Origin of the sequence: Sporosarcina sp. P25, from assembly GCF_002743235.1 — a bacterium.
Classification (GTDB): Bacteria; Bacillota; Bacilli; order Bacillales_A; family Planococcaceae; genus Sporosarcina; species Sporosarcina ureae_B.
Genome location: NZ_PDYV01000020.1, coordinates 15633 through 32599, shown reverse-complemented (window position 1 = coordinate 32599; position 16967 = coordinate 15633). Strand labels below are relative to the sequence as shown.

Genomic DNA, 16967 nt, shown 5'->3' with positions numbered 1-16967 from the left:
TGAGTTGGCATGAGCTCCTTTCAGTTGTTTCACCAGTGGAGCTGTTCTAGCAGAATTCGTCTTTATAGTGCATATCAAATGCTGTCTATAATTGAAGGTTATCTGAATTTATGTTACATTGACATGAGTAGAATCTATCAACAGAATGGAGTCGGTAGCGTTGTCATGCAAACCTGAAACAGGAAGAAAATCTGAGCATGTTAGAAAGCCGGATTGGCTGAAAATTAAGCTAAACACCAATGAGAACTATACAGGTTTAAAGAAATTAATGCGCGAAAAAAACTTGAATACCGTATGTGAAGAAGCACGTTGTCCGAACATTCACGAGTGTTGGGGAGAGCGACGTACAGCTACTTTTATGATCTTAGGGGCTGTGTGTACACGGGCATGTCGTTTCTGTGCAGTTAAAACAGGTTTACCTAACGAACTTGACACCGCTGAACCGGAACGCGTAGCAGAATCAGTTGAATTGATGAATTTGAAACATGCCGTTGTCACAGCTGTAGCACGTGACGACTTGAAGGATGGAGGATCTGCGATTTTCGCGGAAACCATTCGTGCGATTCGCAGGAAAAATCCATTTACTTCTATTGAAGTACTGCCATCGGATATGGGTGGAGACATAGAAAACTTGCAACGTCTGATGGATGCAAAACCAGATATCCTCAATCATAATATCGAAACAGTACGCCGGTTAACTCCGAGAATTCGTGCACGTGCAACATATGATCGATCACTGGAATTACTTCAACGTGCAAAAAACATGTATCCTGAGATCCCGACGAAATCTTCCTTAATGGTAGGACTCGGAGAGACAGTGGAAGAAATTATTGAGACAATGGATGATCTTCGTGCACACAACGTAGATATCATGACAATTGGTCAATACTTGCAACCAACAAAAAAACACGCTAAAGTGGTAAAATATTATTCGCCTGATGAGTTTGGTGAATTGCGTAAAATCGCAATGTCTAAAGGGTTCTCTCATTGTGAGGCGGGGCCGCTTGTGCGTTCAAGTTACCACGCAGACGAGCAAGTTAATGCTTCGGCTAAAGAAAAACAGCGCCAAGGTGACGAACTGCTGAAACTTGAAGGACAAGCGAGCAGTTAAATGGAAGTGAAGCAGAGAATGGTTATTTTAGAGAATATGCAGTATGAAATTGCAGAAGAGTTTCGCGATGGGTTTAATGAAGAAGCCTTGAACGAACGCTTTAGCGAAGTACTGCTAAAGTATGACTTTATTTTGGGTGACTGGGGATATGGACAATTACGATTAAAAGGCTTTTTCGAAGACCGTAATTCCAAATCCACGTATGAAACGAAAATCAGCACTGTCCAAGATTATATTTATGAATACTGTAATTTCGGTTGTGCTTATTTTATCTTGAAAAAGATTGGGAAAGTAAAAGCAGAACAAACAGAAGTGGAAGCTGTAGCCGAAGCAGCACCTGAAACGGCATCTACTCCAAAAATAGAACAATAAAAAGGAAAGCTTCGGGCAAATTTGCTCGGAGCTTTCATTCGTTTTGCAATAAATATGGTAAGATAGAAGTATGAAGTATATGAGGAGGAAGAACATTATGTATTTTGTAGATCAAAATCAAATCAATAAAACGTTAGTGTATATGGAGCAGTTAATCGATATTTTTGAAAAGGAAACAAACTGGCTTCAAAGCGATATAAATAAGTTGGCTTTAGAACGAATTGCACATGGCTTGATTGAAGGAATCATTGACGTAGGAAATTCTATGATCGACGGATTCATCATGCGTGATCCTGGAAGTTACGACGATATTATCGATATTCTTGAAGATGAAAAAGTGATAAAATCTGAACAAGCTATTCCATTAAAAGCTTTTATTTCATTACGTCCAATGATTGTCCGCCAATTCGTGGAAGTCGATGCAGATAAAGTAGTCCTATCCATTCGAGAAACGCTTAATGAACTACAACAATTCCCAGGACAAGTTCGAGACTACTTAACGAATGAATTAGGTCCAGTTTCGGCGTTTCTTCCAACAGAATGATGGGCCAATATAACGCGTATTGCTTCGATTTGGATGGCACGATGTATCGCGGTAGTGAACCGATCCAAGAAGCTGTAGATTACGTTGCAGCATGCCAAGCTGAAGGTAAGGGGACGTATTTCATTACGAATAACGCTGCCTTGACACGCACTGCGCAACAGAAGAAACTAGCTGGTTTTGGAGTGAAAACAGAAACGGATTTCATCATAAATTCAGCTACCACACTGGCTCGTTATTGCAAACTGCATTATGATGGCGCCCACGTCATGATGATTGGTGAAGAAGGATTGCGTGAAGCGTTGGAACTTGAAAATATCACAATCACTACGACGAATCCTGATGTGGTGTTAATGGGACTCGATCGTCAGATTACATACGATAAACTTGCGGATGCTTGTCTGGCGATACGTAACGGTGCCCATTTCTTAGGTACCAATCAAGATATCAAATTCCCTACCGAAAAAGGACTAGTACCAGCTAACGGTTCTTTTCTAAAGTTGATGGAAGCGGCGACTGATACGAAGCCGCTTATCGTAGGAAAACCAGAGCCGCATATGCTGGAGTTCATCCGACAGCAAGGTGGGTACGAGAAAGAAGAAATGCTTCTGATCGGCGATAATTATGATACGGACATTATGGCGGGTATTCGCTATGGTATAGATACGGCGTATGTCGCAACCGGAGTCACACCTATGAAAGAAGTGTTAAAGAAGGCACAACAACCTACTTATTTGCTGCATTCACTTGCAGATTGGCTGAAGTAATTAAGAAGCGATCTAAGGAGCCGTACCGCTACGGCTTCTTGTGATGGCTTTTTTGTTGTAAATGTTCAATCTGAAACGCAAAAAAGATGCCTTAAAAGCGCAGTAGCTTCCAAGACATCCTGTTGACTTTATTTTTATTAAAAAAGTGGATTTTCTTCAATAAACTGATAAATTTGCTTCGTCAGTTCATCCGCAGTATCCGCTTCGACAAGTTCACCATTAACAATCGCGTACAACGTATCACTACACTTCGTACAATAGCTCAAACAGCCATATTCCAGTACGTCGATGTTTGGATCGCGCTCCAACGTTTCAAATACGGGGTAGGCTCCATTTGCCAAATTACTCATACAAAATTCCACGATGGGATTCATCTTTCTCACCTCGCCTACTAGAAATGGTACTCTTTTTTCTCAAAAGCGTCAATGAACATGACATATTGTGAAAGTTATCACAAACTGCTATAATAACAAATAGAGATGCACGAGAAAATAGACATAGAAGGAGAACATTATGAGAAAATTACTTTTACTAGGTGCCGGCTATGGTAATATGAGAATTTTATTGCGTTTGTTAAATAAAGAATTACCAAGCGATATTGAAATTACACTTGTCGATAGAACGTTATTTCATAGTTTGAAAACAGAATTTTATGCATTGGCAGCAGGAACCGTTTCTGACTCCGAAGTCCGCGTCGCCATTCCTATTCATGATCAATTGAAAGTAGTAGAAGGCGAGATTCAAGAAATTAAGCTCGAAGAAAAACAAGTGTTGTTGGCAAACGGACAAGCACTTGCATACGACGAATTAGTTATCGGACTAGGTAGTGAAGATAACTACCACAACGTGCCTGGGGCAGCTGAACATACGCTAAGTATCCAAACGATTGGGAAATCCCGTCGGACGTATCAAACGTTACTCGGATTAGGCGATGGCGCAACCGTAGGAATCGTGGGTGCGGGACTTAGCGGTATTGAATTAGCGAGTGAGTTACGTGAGAGTCGTCCCGATTTGAAAATTAAATTATTCGATCGTAGCCCGCGTATTTTGCGTGACTTCCCTGAACGATTGAGTAACTTCGTAAAAGGTTGGTTTGATGAGAACGAAGTAGAAGTCGTTGCGAATTCCAACATTACTAAAGTAGGCGAACATATTCTGTATAACCATGAAGATACAATTGATGTAGATGCAGTAGTTTGGACAGCTGGTATTAAGCCAGGCAAGGTGGTGGATGATTTAGTCATTCAGAAAGACCGTTCAGGCCGTATCGTACTCAATCAATATCACCAAGTTCCAAGTTACCGAAACGTTTACGTTGTCGGAGATATTGCCGCGCTCACACACGCACCAAGCGCTCAGTTGGCAGAAGTACAAGGAGAGCAAATCGTTCAAGTTTTACGCTCTACTTGGAAAGGTGAACCGTTGATGCCTGAAATGCCAGAGCTGAAACTAAAAGGCTTTATGGGTTCATTAGGAAAGAAGCAAGGATTTGCGTACTTAGCAGACCGTACCGTAACAGGAAGAATTGCACGTTTAATGAAATCTGGCTTGCTATGGATGTACAAATGGCACAACGGGTAACTCAACTATTTGCAAGTCACTTCCATGAAGTGGCTTTTTCTTTAGCCCTGATAGTGCATTTCATTAATTGGATACAAAAAAGAAGCGGTCAGTTCAATGTAGAACGACCACTTCAATGAATGTATTGTTCTCAATTAATACATCCAATTATCATTTTCTCTATTTATTGTGCTTGATAACCATGTGCTTCTAATGCGTTAAAAACGGGCTTCAGTTGAATATGACCTTCTCCAATCATTTCGTTATTAATCAGTACGAGTGGATAAAAATACTCGTCTTCACGAATTTTCTCGACAATTTCACGCTGCCTGGATTCTGCTAAATCTTGGTCGATATCAATATACGTAATAGTAAACGGTTGTTCAGGGTACTTTCTTGATATCGCTGCTTGTAGCCATTCATACGTATCTTTAGAAGATGGTGCATTTACACAGCTGGCACAGACGATTTCTGCACCATATACTTCGATTGTTACTGGGGATTGTGACATATTACTCAAACCTCCGATTCATTATTGGATTTTTTCTGCTTGGCAGTTTATAATAAGTATAAGGAAAGGAGAGTGTGATTACAATGACAACAGATATTAAATTATATGAGCCGGTAAAAGAAGTGCTAGATAAATTGCGCCCATTCCTCTTGCGAGACGGAGGGGACTGCGAACTAGTGGATATCGATGAAGGTATAGTGAAACTTCGCCTTTTAGGAGCATGCGGAACTTGCCCTAGTTCGACAATTACATTAAAAGCGGGTATTGAACGTGCATTACTTGAAGAAGTACCAGGCGTAGTAGAAGTAGAACAGGTTTTTTAATTTCATTAAATAAAAAAGCCGTGCAATGAAGTATGACCTTCTTTGCACGGTTTTACTTATTCAGCTCGTTTTATGTGCGGGTTCTTCATCACGGATTTCTTGCCATCGATCTTTCGCCATTTGGATTATTGTAGGTTCGGTCGATTTTTTTTGCGTTTCAATTACACGTGAGAAGTTTCGTATGGCTTCTTCACGATCATGGATGCGCCAAGATAATTCTGCAATTATATATTGCACACGAGTTTCAGACATTTGTGTTCCCATATAATCACCTTCAGAAAATGCTTTTATGTACAGGTCACGTGATATTTCCAGATAACGCATTTCTTTCTGACGGTTTTCATCATTACGATAAATCCAGGCTATACGCAACATCATTCCTGCCATCGTTAAATGCTTTTCTTTTTTAAAGTGGGCATTTAAATACGCTAATTTATAGGCTTCAATCGCTTGCCCTTTCGTCCGTTCGCCACCAAATGAGCGACTATGCCATTTGGCTGTTATATTTTTGGCGATTATTTCTTTTGTGCCGGGCGCAAAGTACGGAACGAAATCATCAGTAAATGCAAAACCGCAAGTCGGACAAACGGCAACATTATAAAAAATAGGATTAACTTCCTTGTTCATATAAATAGGTCTAAAATCGCTATCATGATCAACTACTCTTACTTGGCGAGAACGAATTTTAGTAGTAGGGAAATGCTCTTTACACAGTAAGCACTGCATCTTCTTCTCATAAAATGGGCTGATTTCCACTAGTATCATTCCTTTCTTTCCTAAGTCTTATTATACATTAAAATAGACCTAGTAGGGGGACTATTTGTTTGCATTGTGATGAAAAAGATTGATATGATAAAAAGAAAACGTGGAAAGTGAGTGGTATGAATGACGAATACAGTAGAGATTACAGAAGCAGCAGCATTTCACGTGAAGAAAATGATGACTCATAATGAAGAAGAAGGATCGTTCTTGCGCGTTTCCGTTAATGGCGGAGGTTGTAGCGGGTTAACATATGGTCTTGGTTTTGCCCAAGAGAAAGAAGACGATGACCTTTCTTATACAGCGCATGGCATCCCTGTAGTGATTAAAGAAGAGGATGCAGCTATTCTTGTAGGTACAAAAGTGGATTATAAAGAATCACTAATGGGTGGTGGCTTTACCATCGATAATCCGAATGCCATTGCAAATTGTGGTTGTGGTACTTCATTTAGAACAGCTAAAAAAGCTGGCACACCGGCAGATTGCGAATAAATTAAAACATATCAGTCGAGCAGGATTTGATGGAATTATAAAAATGATATACTACTAGTCTAAATTGATTATTTGCACAATAATAATTCTGTTGAAATACATGCTCAAAAGGTCTACTATAAGTAATGAAAGTAAGATTCTATATTATCAAACTAAATGCCGACACTGCAAAACCAATTAAGATTGATTTTACACGTACTCGGCGTTTAAGAAACTAAAAGGTGGTTCGATTTACGTGAAAAGACCAACAATCTTAGTATTGGGTGCAGGTTATGGCGGTTTAATGACTGTTGTGAATTTACAAAAGTCATTAGGTACAGATGAAGCAGATATCGTTCTGATCAACAAAAATGACTATCACTATGAATCTACATGGTTGCATGAAGCGGCAGCTGGAACATTATCTCCAGAACAAGTTCGCTATGATATTTCAAGCGTAATCAATAGCAATAAAGTAAAGTTCATCGAAGCAGAAGTTACTGGCATCGATGTGGCGACGAAAAACGTAAAGACGAACCTCGGTTCTCACACATATGACTACTTAGTAATCGGCCTTGGTTTCGAAGGCGAAACTTTCGGAATTCCAGGTTTGGACAAGTATGCACTGTCTATTGCCAATGTCAATGCAGCTCGTCATATTCGTGATCATATGGAATATCAATTCGCTACATGGTCTACTGAAGAAGTAAAAGATGATAGCCGTTTGACTATCATCGTAGGTGGAGCTGGTTTCACAGGAATTGAGTATCTTGGTGAACTAGGAAACCGTGTACCTGAATTATGTGAAGAATATGATGTGCCAGCCAAAAAGGTGCGCATTCTCTGTGTAGAAGCTGCGCCAATGGTATTGCCTGGTTTCGATCCGGAACTTGTGGAATATGCAGTGCGTCAATTAGGCGCAAAAGGTGTAGAATTCTCTATCGGTACACCGGTTGTAGAAGCAACTCCTGAAGGCGTGAAGATTAAAAAAGGCGAAGATGAGTTTGAATTCATCAAAGCGGGAACAGTCGTATGGGCTGCCGGTGTTCGTGGTAACCATTTGATCGAAGAATCGGGTATAGAAAACATGCGTGCTCGCGTGAAAGTTGAAAAAGATATGCGTGCGCCAGGATTCGACGATGTATTTGTAGTAGGTGACTGTGCATTGATGATCAACGAAGCGATTAATCGTCCGTATCCACCAACTGCACAAATCGCTATGCAACAAGGCGAAATAATTGCTAACAATATCATCGCATTGATGAAAGGAAACCTAACTAAAGAATTCGTACCGGATTTAAAAGGTAGCGTGTGTTCTCTAGGTGATTCTGATGCGATTGGTGTAGTATTCGATAAAAAAGTGACGGGTACGAAAGCGTCATTCATGAAGAAAATGATCGATAATCGTGCGCTATTCATGATCGGCGGTCTAGGATTAACGATTAAAAAAGGTAAATTCAACGTTCTCAAATGAATATCGAAAAGCACTCGCATCAGCGAGTGCTTTTTGTATGCATTAAAATAGACAACAAGTCAACCGTGAAAGCAGTCGAAGTAGAGAAAAACATCTGTCAAATTTTAATAATTCATGACATCTGAAAAGAACGTTCTGTGTACACTGTCTCATTCTGTTGAAAGCCATCGCTTCATCCTGTAAAATGTTGAAGTGATGAACTGGAGGTTAGCAAGCATGCAAACTATATCCATAGCACAAGTGATGCTATCGATCTTGATATTTATTGTGATGTTTTTCGGTATCGGTTTTTTATTAAATATGCTGTTACGTATGACGTGGCTTATGGCTATCATTTATCCGATTATCGTGATTTTTATTATTGATGATGTATCGATGTATGAATACATTACGAAGCCTGGTTTTGCTTTTAGTGAGCTAGGGGCGAATATTATGTCGCTGCATGCCGTAGATATCGTGATTTTGGCGAGCGGTATGGTCGGTGCGATTATCGCAGGTTTCGTGATGAAGGTTTTACGCAAAATGGGTTATCAGATGTTCTAATGCTTTTGCTAGGTATGGACATGAAAAAACGGAGCTGGACAGGAAGTCGTGAATTACGACATCTTGTGACAGTTCCGTTTTTTCCGTTGCTTTAGAGATAAAAAGAGTAGAGAAGAAGGGCGCCGTTGATCGACGCTTCAGGCGAATGCTTTCACTTACGATCAACTCGTATATGTTTCTAAATAGAGTGACGTATAAAATACTTCCAACTATAAAACATGAGTCGTCCGCAAGCCCCGTAATGGCTGCGACGTTACAAGATAACGGTATACGTAATGATCGAGATGAGGATACCTGTTAGCGCTCCAAAGAATACTTCGTTTGGTTTGTGACCGAGTAAAGTTTTGAGTTCTTGAATTTTGGCGTCATTGTCTTTCTTCGGCCAGTCTTTCAAGTCACTGACGAATATTTGGAAGTCGGAGCGCATTTGGTTGATGATGACGGCTTGTTGTCCGGCTTGGTAGCGGATGCCGGTTGCATCGAACATAACAATGACTGCGAATATAGCGGATATGGCGAATAGTGGTGAATCTAGGCCCGCTTCGAATGCGATGGCAGTTGTGAGTGCGGTGACTGCTGCTGAGTGAGAACTCGGCATGCCGCCTGTGGAAGTCATGAGTCCGAAATCGAGTTTACGCGTTAATAAAAAATGAATAGGAATTTTTACAAATTGGGCAAAAAAGATGGCGAATAGCGCTGCGAGGAGCGGTATATTTTCAAAAATAGCCAAGTGGTTCCACTCCTTTACTGTCGGTAGTTTAGCAATTAGTATAACATAATTTGGATCTACTCGTTGTATTCAACCAACAATACTTGCCGTTGCTAGTGCTAATCAGACTAGTTTATACTAGTATGGGGAAAGCGTAAAGAAAAGGGGAGGAACCACACATGATAAACGTAGAAACAGCATCCGCAATCGATCAGACAGAAGTAGAAGTACTTATTATAGGCATACCAGATCATCCAGAGAACGTAGAAGGCTTCGATTTGTTCGTTGAATCTTTCCATCCTCTTTTGCCGGATTGGATTAAATCACAGGACGTTCAACAGAAGTTTAAGACGATTACCAAAATGCCTGCACTATCCAAGCAACGTTACGACCGCGTGTACTTTGTAGGCGTCGGCAATCAGAAGCGACTGACAGAACAGCCACTGCGTGAATTATTCGCTGAGGTAGGTAAACAACTAAACCAAGACCGTGTGCGCACTGTAGGCGTCTGGATAGCGCCGTTCTGCAATGAAGAGATAAATAGTGAGGACGTAGCTTTCCTAGCCTCTGAGGGTATCGGAATGGGCTCATACACATATGAGGGATTCAAGACGTCATCCAATGAAGTAGATATCTCCCTAACTACGGTTACATTTATTACAACGGAAGATGAAGAGCGTGTTACTGCTGCAGGAGAAGTGGGCATGATCTCCGCACATGCGGTGAACGAAGCTAGGACGCTAGTCAATGTACCACCCAATTTGTTGACACCAACTAAGATGGCGGAATACGCACAAGAATTAGCGGAAAGCTATGACTTGGAAATAGATATACTGGGTAAAGCCGAAATGGAAGAGCTTGGTATGGGAGCGATTCTTGCGGTCAATCAAGGTTCAGTAGAAGAACCGAAACTCATTGTTCTCAAGTATCAAGCGACGGAACAGTGGGAAGATGTCGTGGGTTTAGTCGGTAAAGGTATCACGTATGACACGGGTGGCTATTCATTGAAGCCTAAAGACGGCATGGTTGGCATGAAAGGTGATATGGGTGGCGCAGCGGCTGTACTCGGCGCTATGGCGATCATTGGGGAATCACGACCGAAGAAAAATGTGATGGCGGTCATTGCTTCTTCCGATAACATGATTTCAGGTGAAGCGTTCAAGCCGGATGATGTCATCACATCATTAAGCGGTAAGACAATTGAAGTGTTGAATACAGATGCGGAAGGCCGTTTAGTGCTGGCTGATGCAGTGACCTATGCGAAGCAAGCGGGCGCTGAGTATTTGATTGATGTAGCGACACTAACGGGCGGTGTTATTGTAGCACTCGGTAATGATAAAACGGGCACACTGACCAACGATGACGCATTCTATAAAAAATTTCAAGAAGCAGCAGATGAAACAGGGGAATTCATTTGGCAACTGCCATTGACTGAGAGTGATCGTAAGCGGATTCGCAAAAGTGATGTCGCCGATGTAAATAACTCACCAGGACGAGATGGCCATATGATCTTCGGAGGCGGCTTTGTCGGAGAATTTGTTGGAGATACACCATGGATTCATTTAGACATTGCAGGTACGTCTGACGCGGCCAGTCCACATGCGCTCGGTCCGAAAGGTGCGACGGGCGTTATGGTCCGTACATTGGCGACCTTTGTGGAGCGCTTGGCTGCTGAAACAGAACAACAAGAATAATTTGATATAGGCGCTTTCCTCACTCCTTCTTCCCGGTTGGTCATAGGATAGAGGGAAAGGGGGAGCTTGGATGACAAGACATAATTATAGAGGTGGATACGGTGGCGGTCGTGGTCATCATGGTGGCGGCTATGGCGGCGGATTTGGTGGTTTCGGCGGATTCGGGGGTCCTTTCCTAGGTGGTTTAGTTGGCGGATTTTTAGGTAATGCTATTTCCCCGGGCTATGGTTACGGTGGAGGATATTATCCACCTTACTACAACAGCTATCCATACTATCCGCAACCGTATTACCCTTATTATCCATACTATTAAAAAAACACACCGAGATGACTATTTGTCATCCGGTGTGTTTTTATTTGATTCTTTGCGATGTTCTATTACAGCTTCTTTTAGATCATCACCAATTGTCAATTTGGTAGGTTCTACACCCGACATATAAGCAGCACGTGTCATTAAGTGACCACCAATTGGAGAAGTGATGAATAAGAAGGCGATACCGAGCAGTAGCTGAATACTAAAGTGGCCTTCATTCCACCAAAAGTGGAGGAAAACTCCGAGCAATAAACTCATGACCCCAAGTGTAGCACTCTTTGAAGCAGCATGTGCGCGTGTATAGACATCCGGAAGCCGTAAGATTCCAATGACTGTGACGATCGTAAAAACAATCCCCGCTGTAACGAGTAACACAATAATAATATCAGCGATCAGATCCACGTTCGATAATCTCTCCTCTCTCAATGAATTTTGAGAAGGACACTGTGCCGATAAACGACATAATGGCGATCAATAGAATGGCATCGATGAAGAATGGTGTGTCGAACAAGATGGAAAACAGTGCAATTGCCGATATGAGCATGACACCGATCGCATCGAGAGCGACTAAACGATCCGGCACGGAAGGACCTTTCCATACACGATATAATAATCCGAGCATAGACAGGATGACTAGCACGAGACAGACAGAATAAAATATAATCATCCTCGGCTCACCTCCATAATGGCTTTCTCGAATGTGTTTTTAATAGAATCGATTGCTTCATCCACATCGTCTACATCAATCGCATGGATATACAACGTACGCTGATCATCTGAAACATGAACGACGACCGTACCAGGTGTCAACGTAATTAAACTAGATAACAACGTAATTTCCCAATCTTTTTCAAGTTCTGTTGGCATAGCGAAGAACATCGGTCGCATAGTCGATAAATCCGGCTTGATCACTAGTAACAACACGGAAATATTCGACATGATCAGTTCTTTTAGGAAAATCGCTGTCAGTTTTAGTGCGGACCAGATTCGCCAAATGTACAAGCGTCCACTGAAATAACGGCGTGTCATGATGATCATCAACAGCCCAATAAGATATCCGATGATGAACGTAGAAGGTGTCAATGAACTTGACATGAACATCCAAACGACTGCAATGAAGAAATTTAATAGTATCTGAAAAGCCATTGACCTCTACTCCTTTAACACCGCATTTATATAGATGGATGGATCTGTTAAGACATCAGCAGCATCCGTCATATATGGCATAAGCCACTCCGCACCCACACCGTACGCTACCGTAATGAGTACCAACATAATAGCTGGGAACATCATATGCCGATACGTGCGCTGATCGCGAACAGGCAGCTCGTTCTTCTGAGTACCCCAAAATGCATAAATGAAAATCCGAATGACAGACAGTAGTACCACTAGGCTAGAGGCCAAAATAATGATACTACCGATTACATGATCCGCTTCAAACGCACCTTTTGTGATGAGTACTTTCCCGATAAATCCACTCAACGGAGGGATACCAGCCAGACCGAACGCAGCGATTAAATACGTCCAACCAAGCGTTCCATGCGTTTTAATTAAACCACCCATTTCCCGCAAGTTTGAAGTGCCGGTTACGTAAATGATGATACCGATCAAGACAAACAGTGCACCTTTGATCAACATATCATGAATCAAATAGTAAACTGCACCTTCAAGTCCAGATGTGTTCATTTGAGCTACACCGAACAAGATGACACCTACTGCAATGATGATATTGTAAATGATAATTTGTTTTAAATCGAAATACGCAAGAGCGCCGATACAACCTGCAATGATAGTTAGTAACGAGAGAACCATCAGAAACTGATGCGTGAATCCAATGTCATGCACGAAAAACAACGTATAGGTACGCGTAATCGCATAGACACCTACTTTAGTCAATAAAGCACCGAATAATGCGAGGACTGGTATCGGTGGTGCAGCGTACGAATTGGGTAACCAGAAATACAAGGGAAAGATTGCCCCTTTAATTCCGAAGACGATCAAAAACAAAATCGCGATGACAGAAATAATTCCTGGTTGATTGATCTCGGCGATCTTCACCGAAATATCCGCCATATTCAATGTGCCGATGATAGAGTACAAATACGCTACCGCAATGACAAAGATGGCAGATGAAATGACGTTCACCAATATGTATTTGATAGATTCACGAAGCTGCCGTTTCTCGCCGCCAAGCACAATGAGCAAATACGACGCGATCAGTAGCACTTCGAAAAATACGAACATATTGAAAATATCGCCTGTTGTAAAGGCACCATTGATCCCTGTAATCATGAACAGAATCGCAGGATAGTAGAAAAATCGTTCTCTTTCTACACCAATGGATGAAAAGCTATAGATGACGACAAAGAATGTGATGATAATCGTCGTCGTGACGAGCATGGCGGAGAACATGTCCGACACCATCGTAATCCCGAATGGTGCAGGCCAGCTTCCGAGTGTCACGGTTTGGATTCCTTCTGTCTTCACTGTCGCGATAAGCCAAAAAGAAGCAACTAGACTGAGAGCCAATCCGATCAGTGTCAAAACTCTCTGGACGACCACCTGCTCTTTGAAAAACAATAAGATCATCGCGAAAAAGAAAGGAATAATGATCGGAAATAAAAGAAGATTAATCATGTTCATCATTCCCTCTCAATTCATTCATATTATCTGTTTGGTGTACAGCATACATCCGATATGCCATGACAAGCATGACCGCCGTCACACCAAAACTGATGACGATCGCAGTTAAGATTAATGCTTGAGGCAGGGGATCTGCAAAGTCCGTCACACCATCGATTAGAACAGGAGGCGCTGAGCCACCAAGTCCACCCATCGTAAGAATGAGTAAGTGCGCTCCGTGACTGAGCAAACCAGTGCCTAAAATTACTTTCAGTAAACTCCTCGATAAAATTAAATAGACGGCTGCCGTAAATAATATACCGATGAGAATCGCAAGAATAAACTCCATCAGTCATCGCCTCCAATCGATTGAATAATCGTGATGGCGGAACCGACGACCACTAAGTAAACGCCACTATCGAACAACATCGCTGTGTGAAGGGACGTGTGACCAAACAGTGGTAAGTCAAAGTCACTGAATGCATGCGTGAAGAATGGCACATTAAAGAAAATCGAGCCCGCTGCTGTACCTAATGCAAGCAATAATCCAATCGCAGTCATTACTGTAAAGTTAAACGGTAGAATCTGTTGAATCGTCCGTAAATCGAATGCCAATAATAACAGTACAATCGCTCCTGTCGTCAACAAGCCACCGACGAATCCTCCCCCTGGTGCATAGTGACCCGCGAAAAAGATGTGTATGGAGAACAAGAAGATGATGAAAAACACTACTTTAGCTGTGGTTTGTAAAATAACATCATTTGTTTTCATCAGTCGGCTCCTTTCTCGATACACGCAAACGAATCATACCAAGTACCGCGATCCCTGCAATAGCGAGTACTGCGATCTCAAATAATGTATCAAATCCACGGTAATCTACAAGAATGACGTTGACGATATTTCCGCCAGCTGCTTCTGTCTTGACCGTATCTTTATAGTATTGAGAAATCGAAGGGATCATTTTTTGTGAGTGGCTGGATAGGGCAACCAATGTCACCATCACACCGACACTCAATGAAACAATCAAATTGACCATTTTATTGCGTTTCGTTTCCCCATGCGTACTAAGTGCCGGCAAATGCTTGAATGCCAGCAAGAACAATGCAACGGATACGGTCTCGATGACAAGTTGTGTCAGTGCTAAATCAGGCGCTTTAAAGATGACGAAGAATAACGCGACGGAATACCCGACGCCGCCGAGCGCGATGATTGCAGCAAGACGTGACTTCGCAAATACAACAAATCCGACAGATAAAATCAACACGATGGCATTCAGTGATCCGTATAATGTGATTGCTGCGAAGCTGTTCATATCGAGAACGAATGCGTCCTTAAGGAACAAAATCGCGATGATTGTAACAGACATAAAGGCAAACATATACAATAAGTATGTCCGGATCTTGCCTGTCATATAAAGACGAGAAACCCGATTCAATCCTTTTTCACTTCCGCGCATAATCGCATCATAACCTTCATTCAGCGATAGCTTATCAGGCTGGATACGATAAAGCGGTTGCCATTTCGGAATGGTTAGATAGAGTAACGTACCGAATACAACTACACCGATAGTCAGCCATAAGCCGGCAGCTCCAAAACCATGCCATGCTTTGACATGAATATCGATAGCGGACGGATTGGCGTACAATGTCGGTTGAATCGCCATGACAGCCGGTTTAATAATCCACTTTCCGATGACATTCGGAATGAAGAACACCAGAATAACAATGGATGCCAAAATGATAGGCGAAATTAACATACCGATCGGTGCTTCATGCGGTTGTTTCGGCAATTGGTCAAACTTCTTCTGTCCAATAAATGTTTTCAAAACGAAATACATACTGTACGTAAACGTAAATACACTAGCAATCCAAGCGACGATTGGGAACATAATCCCCCATGTATCGAAGTTGAATAACTCAAAGTGTCGAAGCGCTACCATAGATTCCAAGAACATTTCTTTACTTAAGAATCCACTGAATGGAGGCAAACCGGCCATAGATAATGAACCGATCGCTGCCACGGTAAAGCTGATCGGCATCACGCTCATTAATCCGCCAAGCTTACGAATATCCCTGGTACCGGTTTCATGATCAATAATCCCGGCGATCATGAAGAGCCCACCTTTAAATGCCGCGTGGTTAATCAAGTGGAAGATGGCCGCATACGTCGCGAAGCTAAACATGGCTGCGGTCGCATGATACGAAATGGCACCTGCTCCAAGTAAAGACATGATTAAACCAAGTTGACTGACTGTTGAAAATGCTAAAATCGCTTTCAAATCCGTTTGCTTTACTGCGAAGAATGAACCCCAGAACAGCGTTAGCAATCCGATTCCTGTAACGAGCCAAATCCAAGTGGACGCCGAGCCGAAAATCGGTGTAAATCGTGCGACCAAATAAATACCCGCCTTCACCATTGTGGCAGAGTGTAAATACGCACTAACTGGTGTGGGCGCTTCCATTGCATCCGGTAACCAGATATAGAATGGAAATTGTGCCGACTTCGTAAAAGCACCAAGCAAAAGTAAAACTAATGCCAGAGTAAAGTACGGTTGACTCACTAGGTCAGGAGCTTGGGCAATTAATTCCCGTACAGAGAACGTTTCCCCCATGATGCTGAGTAAAATGAATGCCCCGAGCATCATTAGCCCACCAAACACCGTAATCATCATCGATTTCAATGCGCCAAATCGTGACTTGTCCTTCGTATACCAAAAGCCAATCAATAAGAAGGACGAAATGGACGTTAACTCCCAGAACAAATAGAGTGTCATCGTGTTGTCAGATTGCACAACTCCGAGCATAGCGGTCATGAAAATCAGTAAGTAGACATAAAAACTACCAAGATCTTCTTTCTCCCTATCCATGTAAAACACAGAGTACAATACAACTAACGAGCCGATTCCGGTGATCAATAGCGTGAATAATAAACTAAGACCATCTATGTATGAAGTAAACGCAATTCCAAGTGAAGGAATCCATTTCAATTCAGAAATAGCATGACCACCATCCATAACTAACGGCAAAAAACTAGCGTAATAGCCAAATAACACAAGAGGTACTACTAACACAAACCAACCCGTATGTATTCCTTTAATTTTCTTATAAATAAAAGGAACAAGTACCGCGAAGATTACAGGTAAAAAAATCAATAACACGAATTCCAAAAGAATCCTCCTTCCAACCATGTTCTTCACC

General features: G+C 41.9%; 22 protein-coding genes. 11 read left to right on the top strand and 11 right to left on the bottom strand.

Annotated elements, in window-relative coordinates; genetic code table 11:
* Positions 1-145 precede the first annotated feature (145 nt).
* The 4 genes from lipA to CSV70_RS13980 all read left to right on the top strand — a co-directional run bounded on the left by lipA (position 146) and on the right by CSV70_RS13980 (position 2791).
* Positions 146-1111 carry a lipoyl synthase gene (lipA, locus tag CSV70_RS13995; RefSeq protein ID WP_099627890.1) on the top strand — a complete coding sequence of 322 codons (966 nt, stop codon included), beginning with the start codon at positions 146-148 and terminating at the stop codon, positions 1109-1111.
* 18 nt (positions 1112-1129) lie between these two features.
* Complete coding sequence (locus CSV70_RS13990; protein ID WP_085133557.1) at positions 1130-1483, top strand: YutD family protein; 354 nt, start codon at positions 1130-1132, stop codon at positions 1481-1483.
* A 97-nt stretch (positions 1484-1580) separates the two neighbouring features.
* Positions 1581-2027 (top strand): DUF86 domain-containing protein, encoded by a 447-nt coding sequence (locus CSV70_RS13985; protein WP_085131444.1) that lies wholly within the window; start codon positions 1581-1583, stop codon positions 2025-2027.
* Positions 2024-2791 (top strand): TIGR01457 family HAD-type hydrolase, encoded by a 768-nt coding sequence (locus CSV70_RS13980; protein ID WP_099661080.1) that lies wholly within the window; start codon positions 2024-2026, stop codon positions 2789-2791. The genes CSV70_RS13985 and CSV70_RS13980 overlap by 4 nt, the downstream gene beginning before the upstream one ends.
* A 137-nt stretch (positions 2792-2928) precedes the next feature.
* Here CSV70_RS13980 and CSV70_RS13975 read toward each other — a convergent pair whose 3' ends face one another.
* Positions 2929-3165: a YuzB family protein gene (locus CSV70_RS13975; protein ID WP_085131442.1), complete on the bottom strand. Its 237-nt coding sequence runs from the start codon at positions 3163-3165 to the stop codon at positions 2929-2931.
* Between the two features lie 139 nt (positions 3166-3304).
* On the opposite strand from CSV70_RS13975, the gene CSV70_RS13970 reads away from it, so the two are divergent.
* The gene (locus tag CSV70_RS13970) at positions 3305-4372 is read left to right on the top strand and encodes an NAD(P)/FAD-dependent oxidoreductase (protein WP_085131441.1); all 1068 of its coding nucleotides are present in this window, start codon (positions 3305-3307) and stop codon (positions 4370-4372) included.
* Between the two features lie 163 nt (positions 4373-4535).
* Here CSV70_RS13970 and CSV70_RS13965 read toward each other — a convergent pair whose 3' ends face one another.
* Positions 4536-4862: a YuzD family protein gene (locus CSV70_RS13965; RefSeq protein WP_085131440.1), complete on the bottom strand. Its 327-nt coding sequence runs from the start codon at positions 4860-4862 to the stop codon at positions 4536-4538.
* An 83-nt stretch (positions 4863-4945) separates the two neighbouring features.
* Between CSV70_RS13965 and CSV70_RS13960 the strand changes: the two genes are divergently transcribed.
* Positions 4946-5185, top strand: a complete 240-nt coding sequence (locus CSV70_RS13960) for a NifU family protein (protein ID WP_085131439.1) — start codon at positions 4946-4948, stop codon at positions 5183-5185.
* Between the two features lie 60 nt (positions 5186-5245).
* On the opposite strand, the gene CSV70_RS13955 is transcribed toward CSV70_RS13960, so the two are convergent.
* Entirely contained in the window at positions 5246-5950 is a 705-nt protein-coding gene (locus CSV70_RS13955; RefSeq protein WP_198166070.1) for a DUF2225 domain-containing protein, read from the bottom strand.
* A 120-nt stretch (positions 5951-6070) separates the two neighbouring features.
* Between CSV70_RS13955 and CSV70_RS13950 the strand changes: the two genes are divergently transcribed.
* The 3 genes from CSV70_RS13950 (at position 6071) to CSV70_RS13940 (ending at position 8432) form a co-directional block, all read left to right on the top strand.
* Positions 6071-6436: a HesB/IscA family protein gene (locus CSV70_RS13950; RefSeq protein WP_085131438.1), complete on the top strand. Its 366-nt coding sequence runs from the start codon at positions 6071-6073 to the stop codon at positions 6434-6436.
* Positions 6437-6671: 235 nt separating this feature from the next.
* The gene (locus tag CSV70_RS13945) at positions 6672-7889 is read left to right on the top strand and encodes an NAD(P)/FAD-dependent oxidoreductase (RefSeq protein ID WP_099661079.1); all 1218 of its coding nucleotides are present in this window, start codon (positions 6672-6674) and stop codon (positions 7887-7889) included.
* Positions 7890-8105: 216 nt separating this feature from the next.
* Positions 8106-8432 carry a YuiB family protein gene (locus CSV70_RS13940; protein ID WP_085131436.1) on the top strand — a complete coding sequence of 109 codons (327 nt, stop codon included), beginning with the start codon at positions 8106-8108 and terminating at the stop codon, positions 8430-8432.
* 253 nt (positions 8433-8685) lie between these two features.
* Here the strand turns inward: CSV70_RS13940 and CSV70_RS13935 are convergent, their stop codons facing one another.
* The gene (locus tag CSV70_RS13935) at positions 8686-9162 is read right to left on the bottom strand and encodes a divergent PAP2 family protein (protein WP_085131435.1); all 477 of its coding nucleotides are present in this window, start codon (positions 9160-9162) and stop codon (positions 8686-8688) included.
* A gap of 158 nt (positions 9163-9320) precedes the next feature.
* Here CSV70_RS13935 and CSV70_RS13930 point away from each other — a divergent pair, with 158 nt between their 5' ends.
* Entirely contained in the window at positions 9321-10835 is a 1515-nt protein-coding gene (locus CSV70_RS13930) for a leucyl aminopeptidase (protein ID WP_099629264.1), read from the top strand.
* Between the two features lie 70 nt (positions 10836-10905).
* Positions 10906-11148, top strand: coding sequence for a hypothetical protein (locus CSV70_RS13925; RefSeq protein ID WP_085131433.1), 243 nt, complete (start codon positions 10906-10908; stop codon positions 11146-11148).
* Between the two features lie 18 nt (positions 11149-11166).
* Here CSV70_RS13925 and mnhG read toward each other — a convergent pair whose 3' ends face one another.
* From mnhG to CSV70_RS13890, 7 genes are read right to left on the bottom strand one after another with little or no spacing between them, the layout of a single operon-like run.
* Positions 11167-11550 (bottom strand): monovalent cation/H(+) antiporter subunit G, encoded by a 384-nt coding sequence (gene mnhG, locus CSV70_RS13920; RefSeq protein WP_085131432.1) that lies wholly within the window; start codon positions 11548-11550, stop codon positions 11167-11169.
* Positions 11534-11815: a Na(+)/H(+) antiporter subunit F1 gene (locus CSV70_RS13915; RefSeq protein ID WP_085131431.1), complete on the bottom strand. Its 282-nt coding sequence runs from the start codon at positions 11813-11815 to the stop codon at positions 11534-11536. Before CSV70_RS13915 ends, mnhG begins: the two co-directional genes overlap by 17 nt.
* On the bottom strand, positions 11812-12294 hold the full coding sequence (locus CSV70_RS13910; RefSeq protein WP_085131430.1) for a Na+/H+ antiporter subunit E: 483 nt from the start codon (positions 12292-12294) through the stop codon (positions 11812-11814). The genes CSV70_RS13915 and CSV70_RS13910 overlap by 4 nt, the downstream gene beginning before the upstream one ends.
* 6 nt (positions 12295-12300) lie before the next feature.
* Positions 12301-13785, bottom strand: coding sequence for a Na+/H+ antiporter subunit D (locus CSV70_RS13905; protein ID WP_085133555.1), 1485 nt, complete (start codon positions 13783-13785; stop codon positions 12301-12303).
* The gene (locus tag CSV70_RS13900; protein ID WP_085131429.1) at positions 13778-14119 is read right to left on the bottom strand and encodes a Na(+)/H(+) antiporter subunit C; all 342 of its coding nucleotides are present in this window, start codon (positions 14117-14119) and stop codon (positions 13778-13780) included. The genes CSV70_RS13905 and CSV70_RS13900 overlap by 8 nt, the downstream gene beginning before the upstream one ends.
* Positions 14119-14541, bottom strand: a complete 423-nt coding sequence (locus CSV70_RS13895) for a Na(+)/H(+) antiporter subunit B (RefSeq protein WP_085131428.1) — start codon at positions 14539-14541, stop codon at positions 14119-14121. Before CSV70_RS13895 ends, CSV70_RS13900 begins: the two co-directional genes overlap by 1 nt.
* The gene (locus CSV70_RS13890) at positions 14528-16957 is read right to left on the bottom strand and encodes a Na+/H+ antiporter subunit A (protein WP_199171628.1); all 2430 of its coding nucleotides are present in this window, start codon (positions 16955-16957) and stop codon (positions 14528-14530) included. Before CSV70_RS13890 ends, CSV70_RS13895 begins: the two co-directional genes overlap by 14 nt.
* Between the last annotated feature and the right edge of the window lie 10 nt (positions 16958-16967).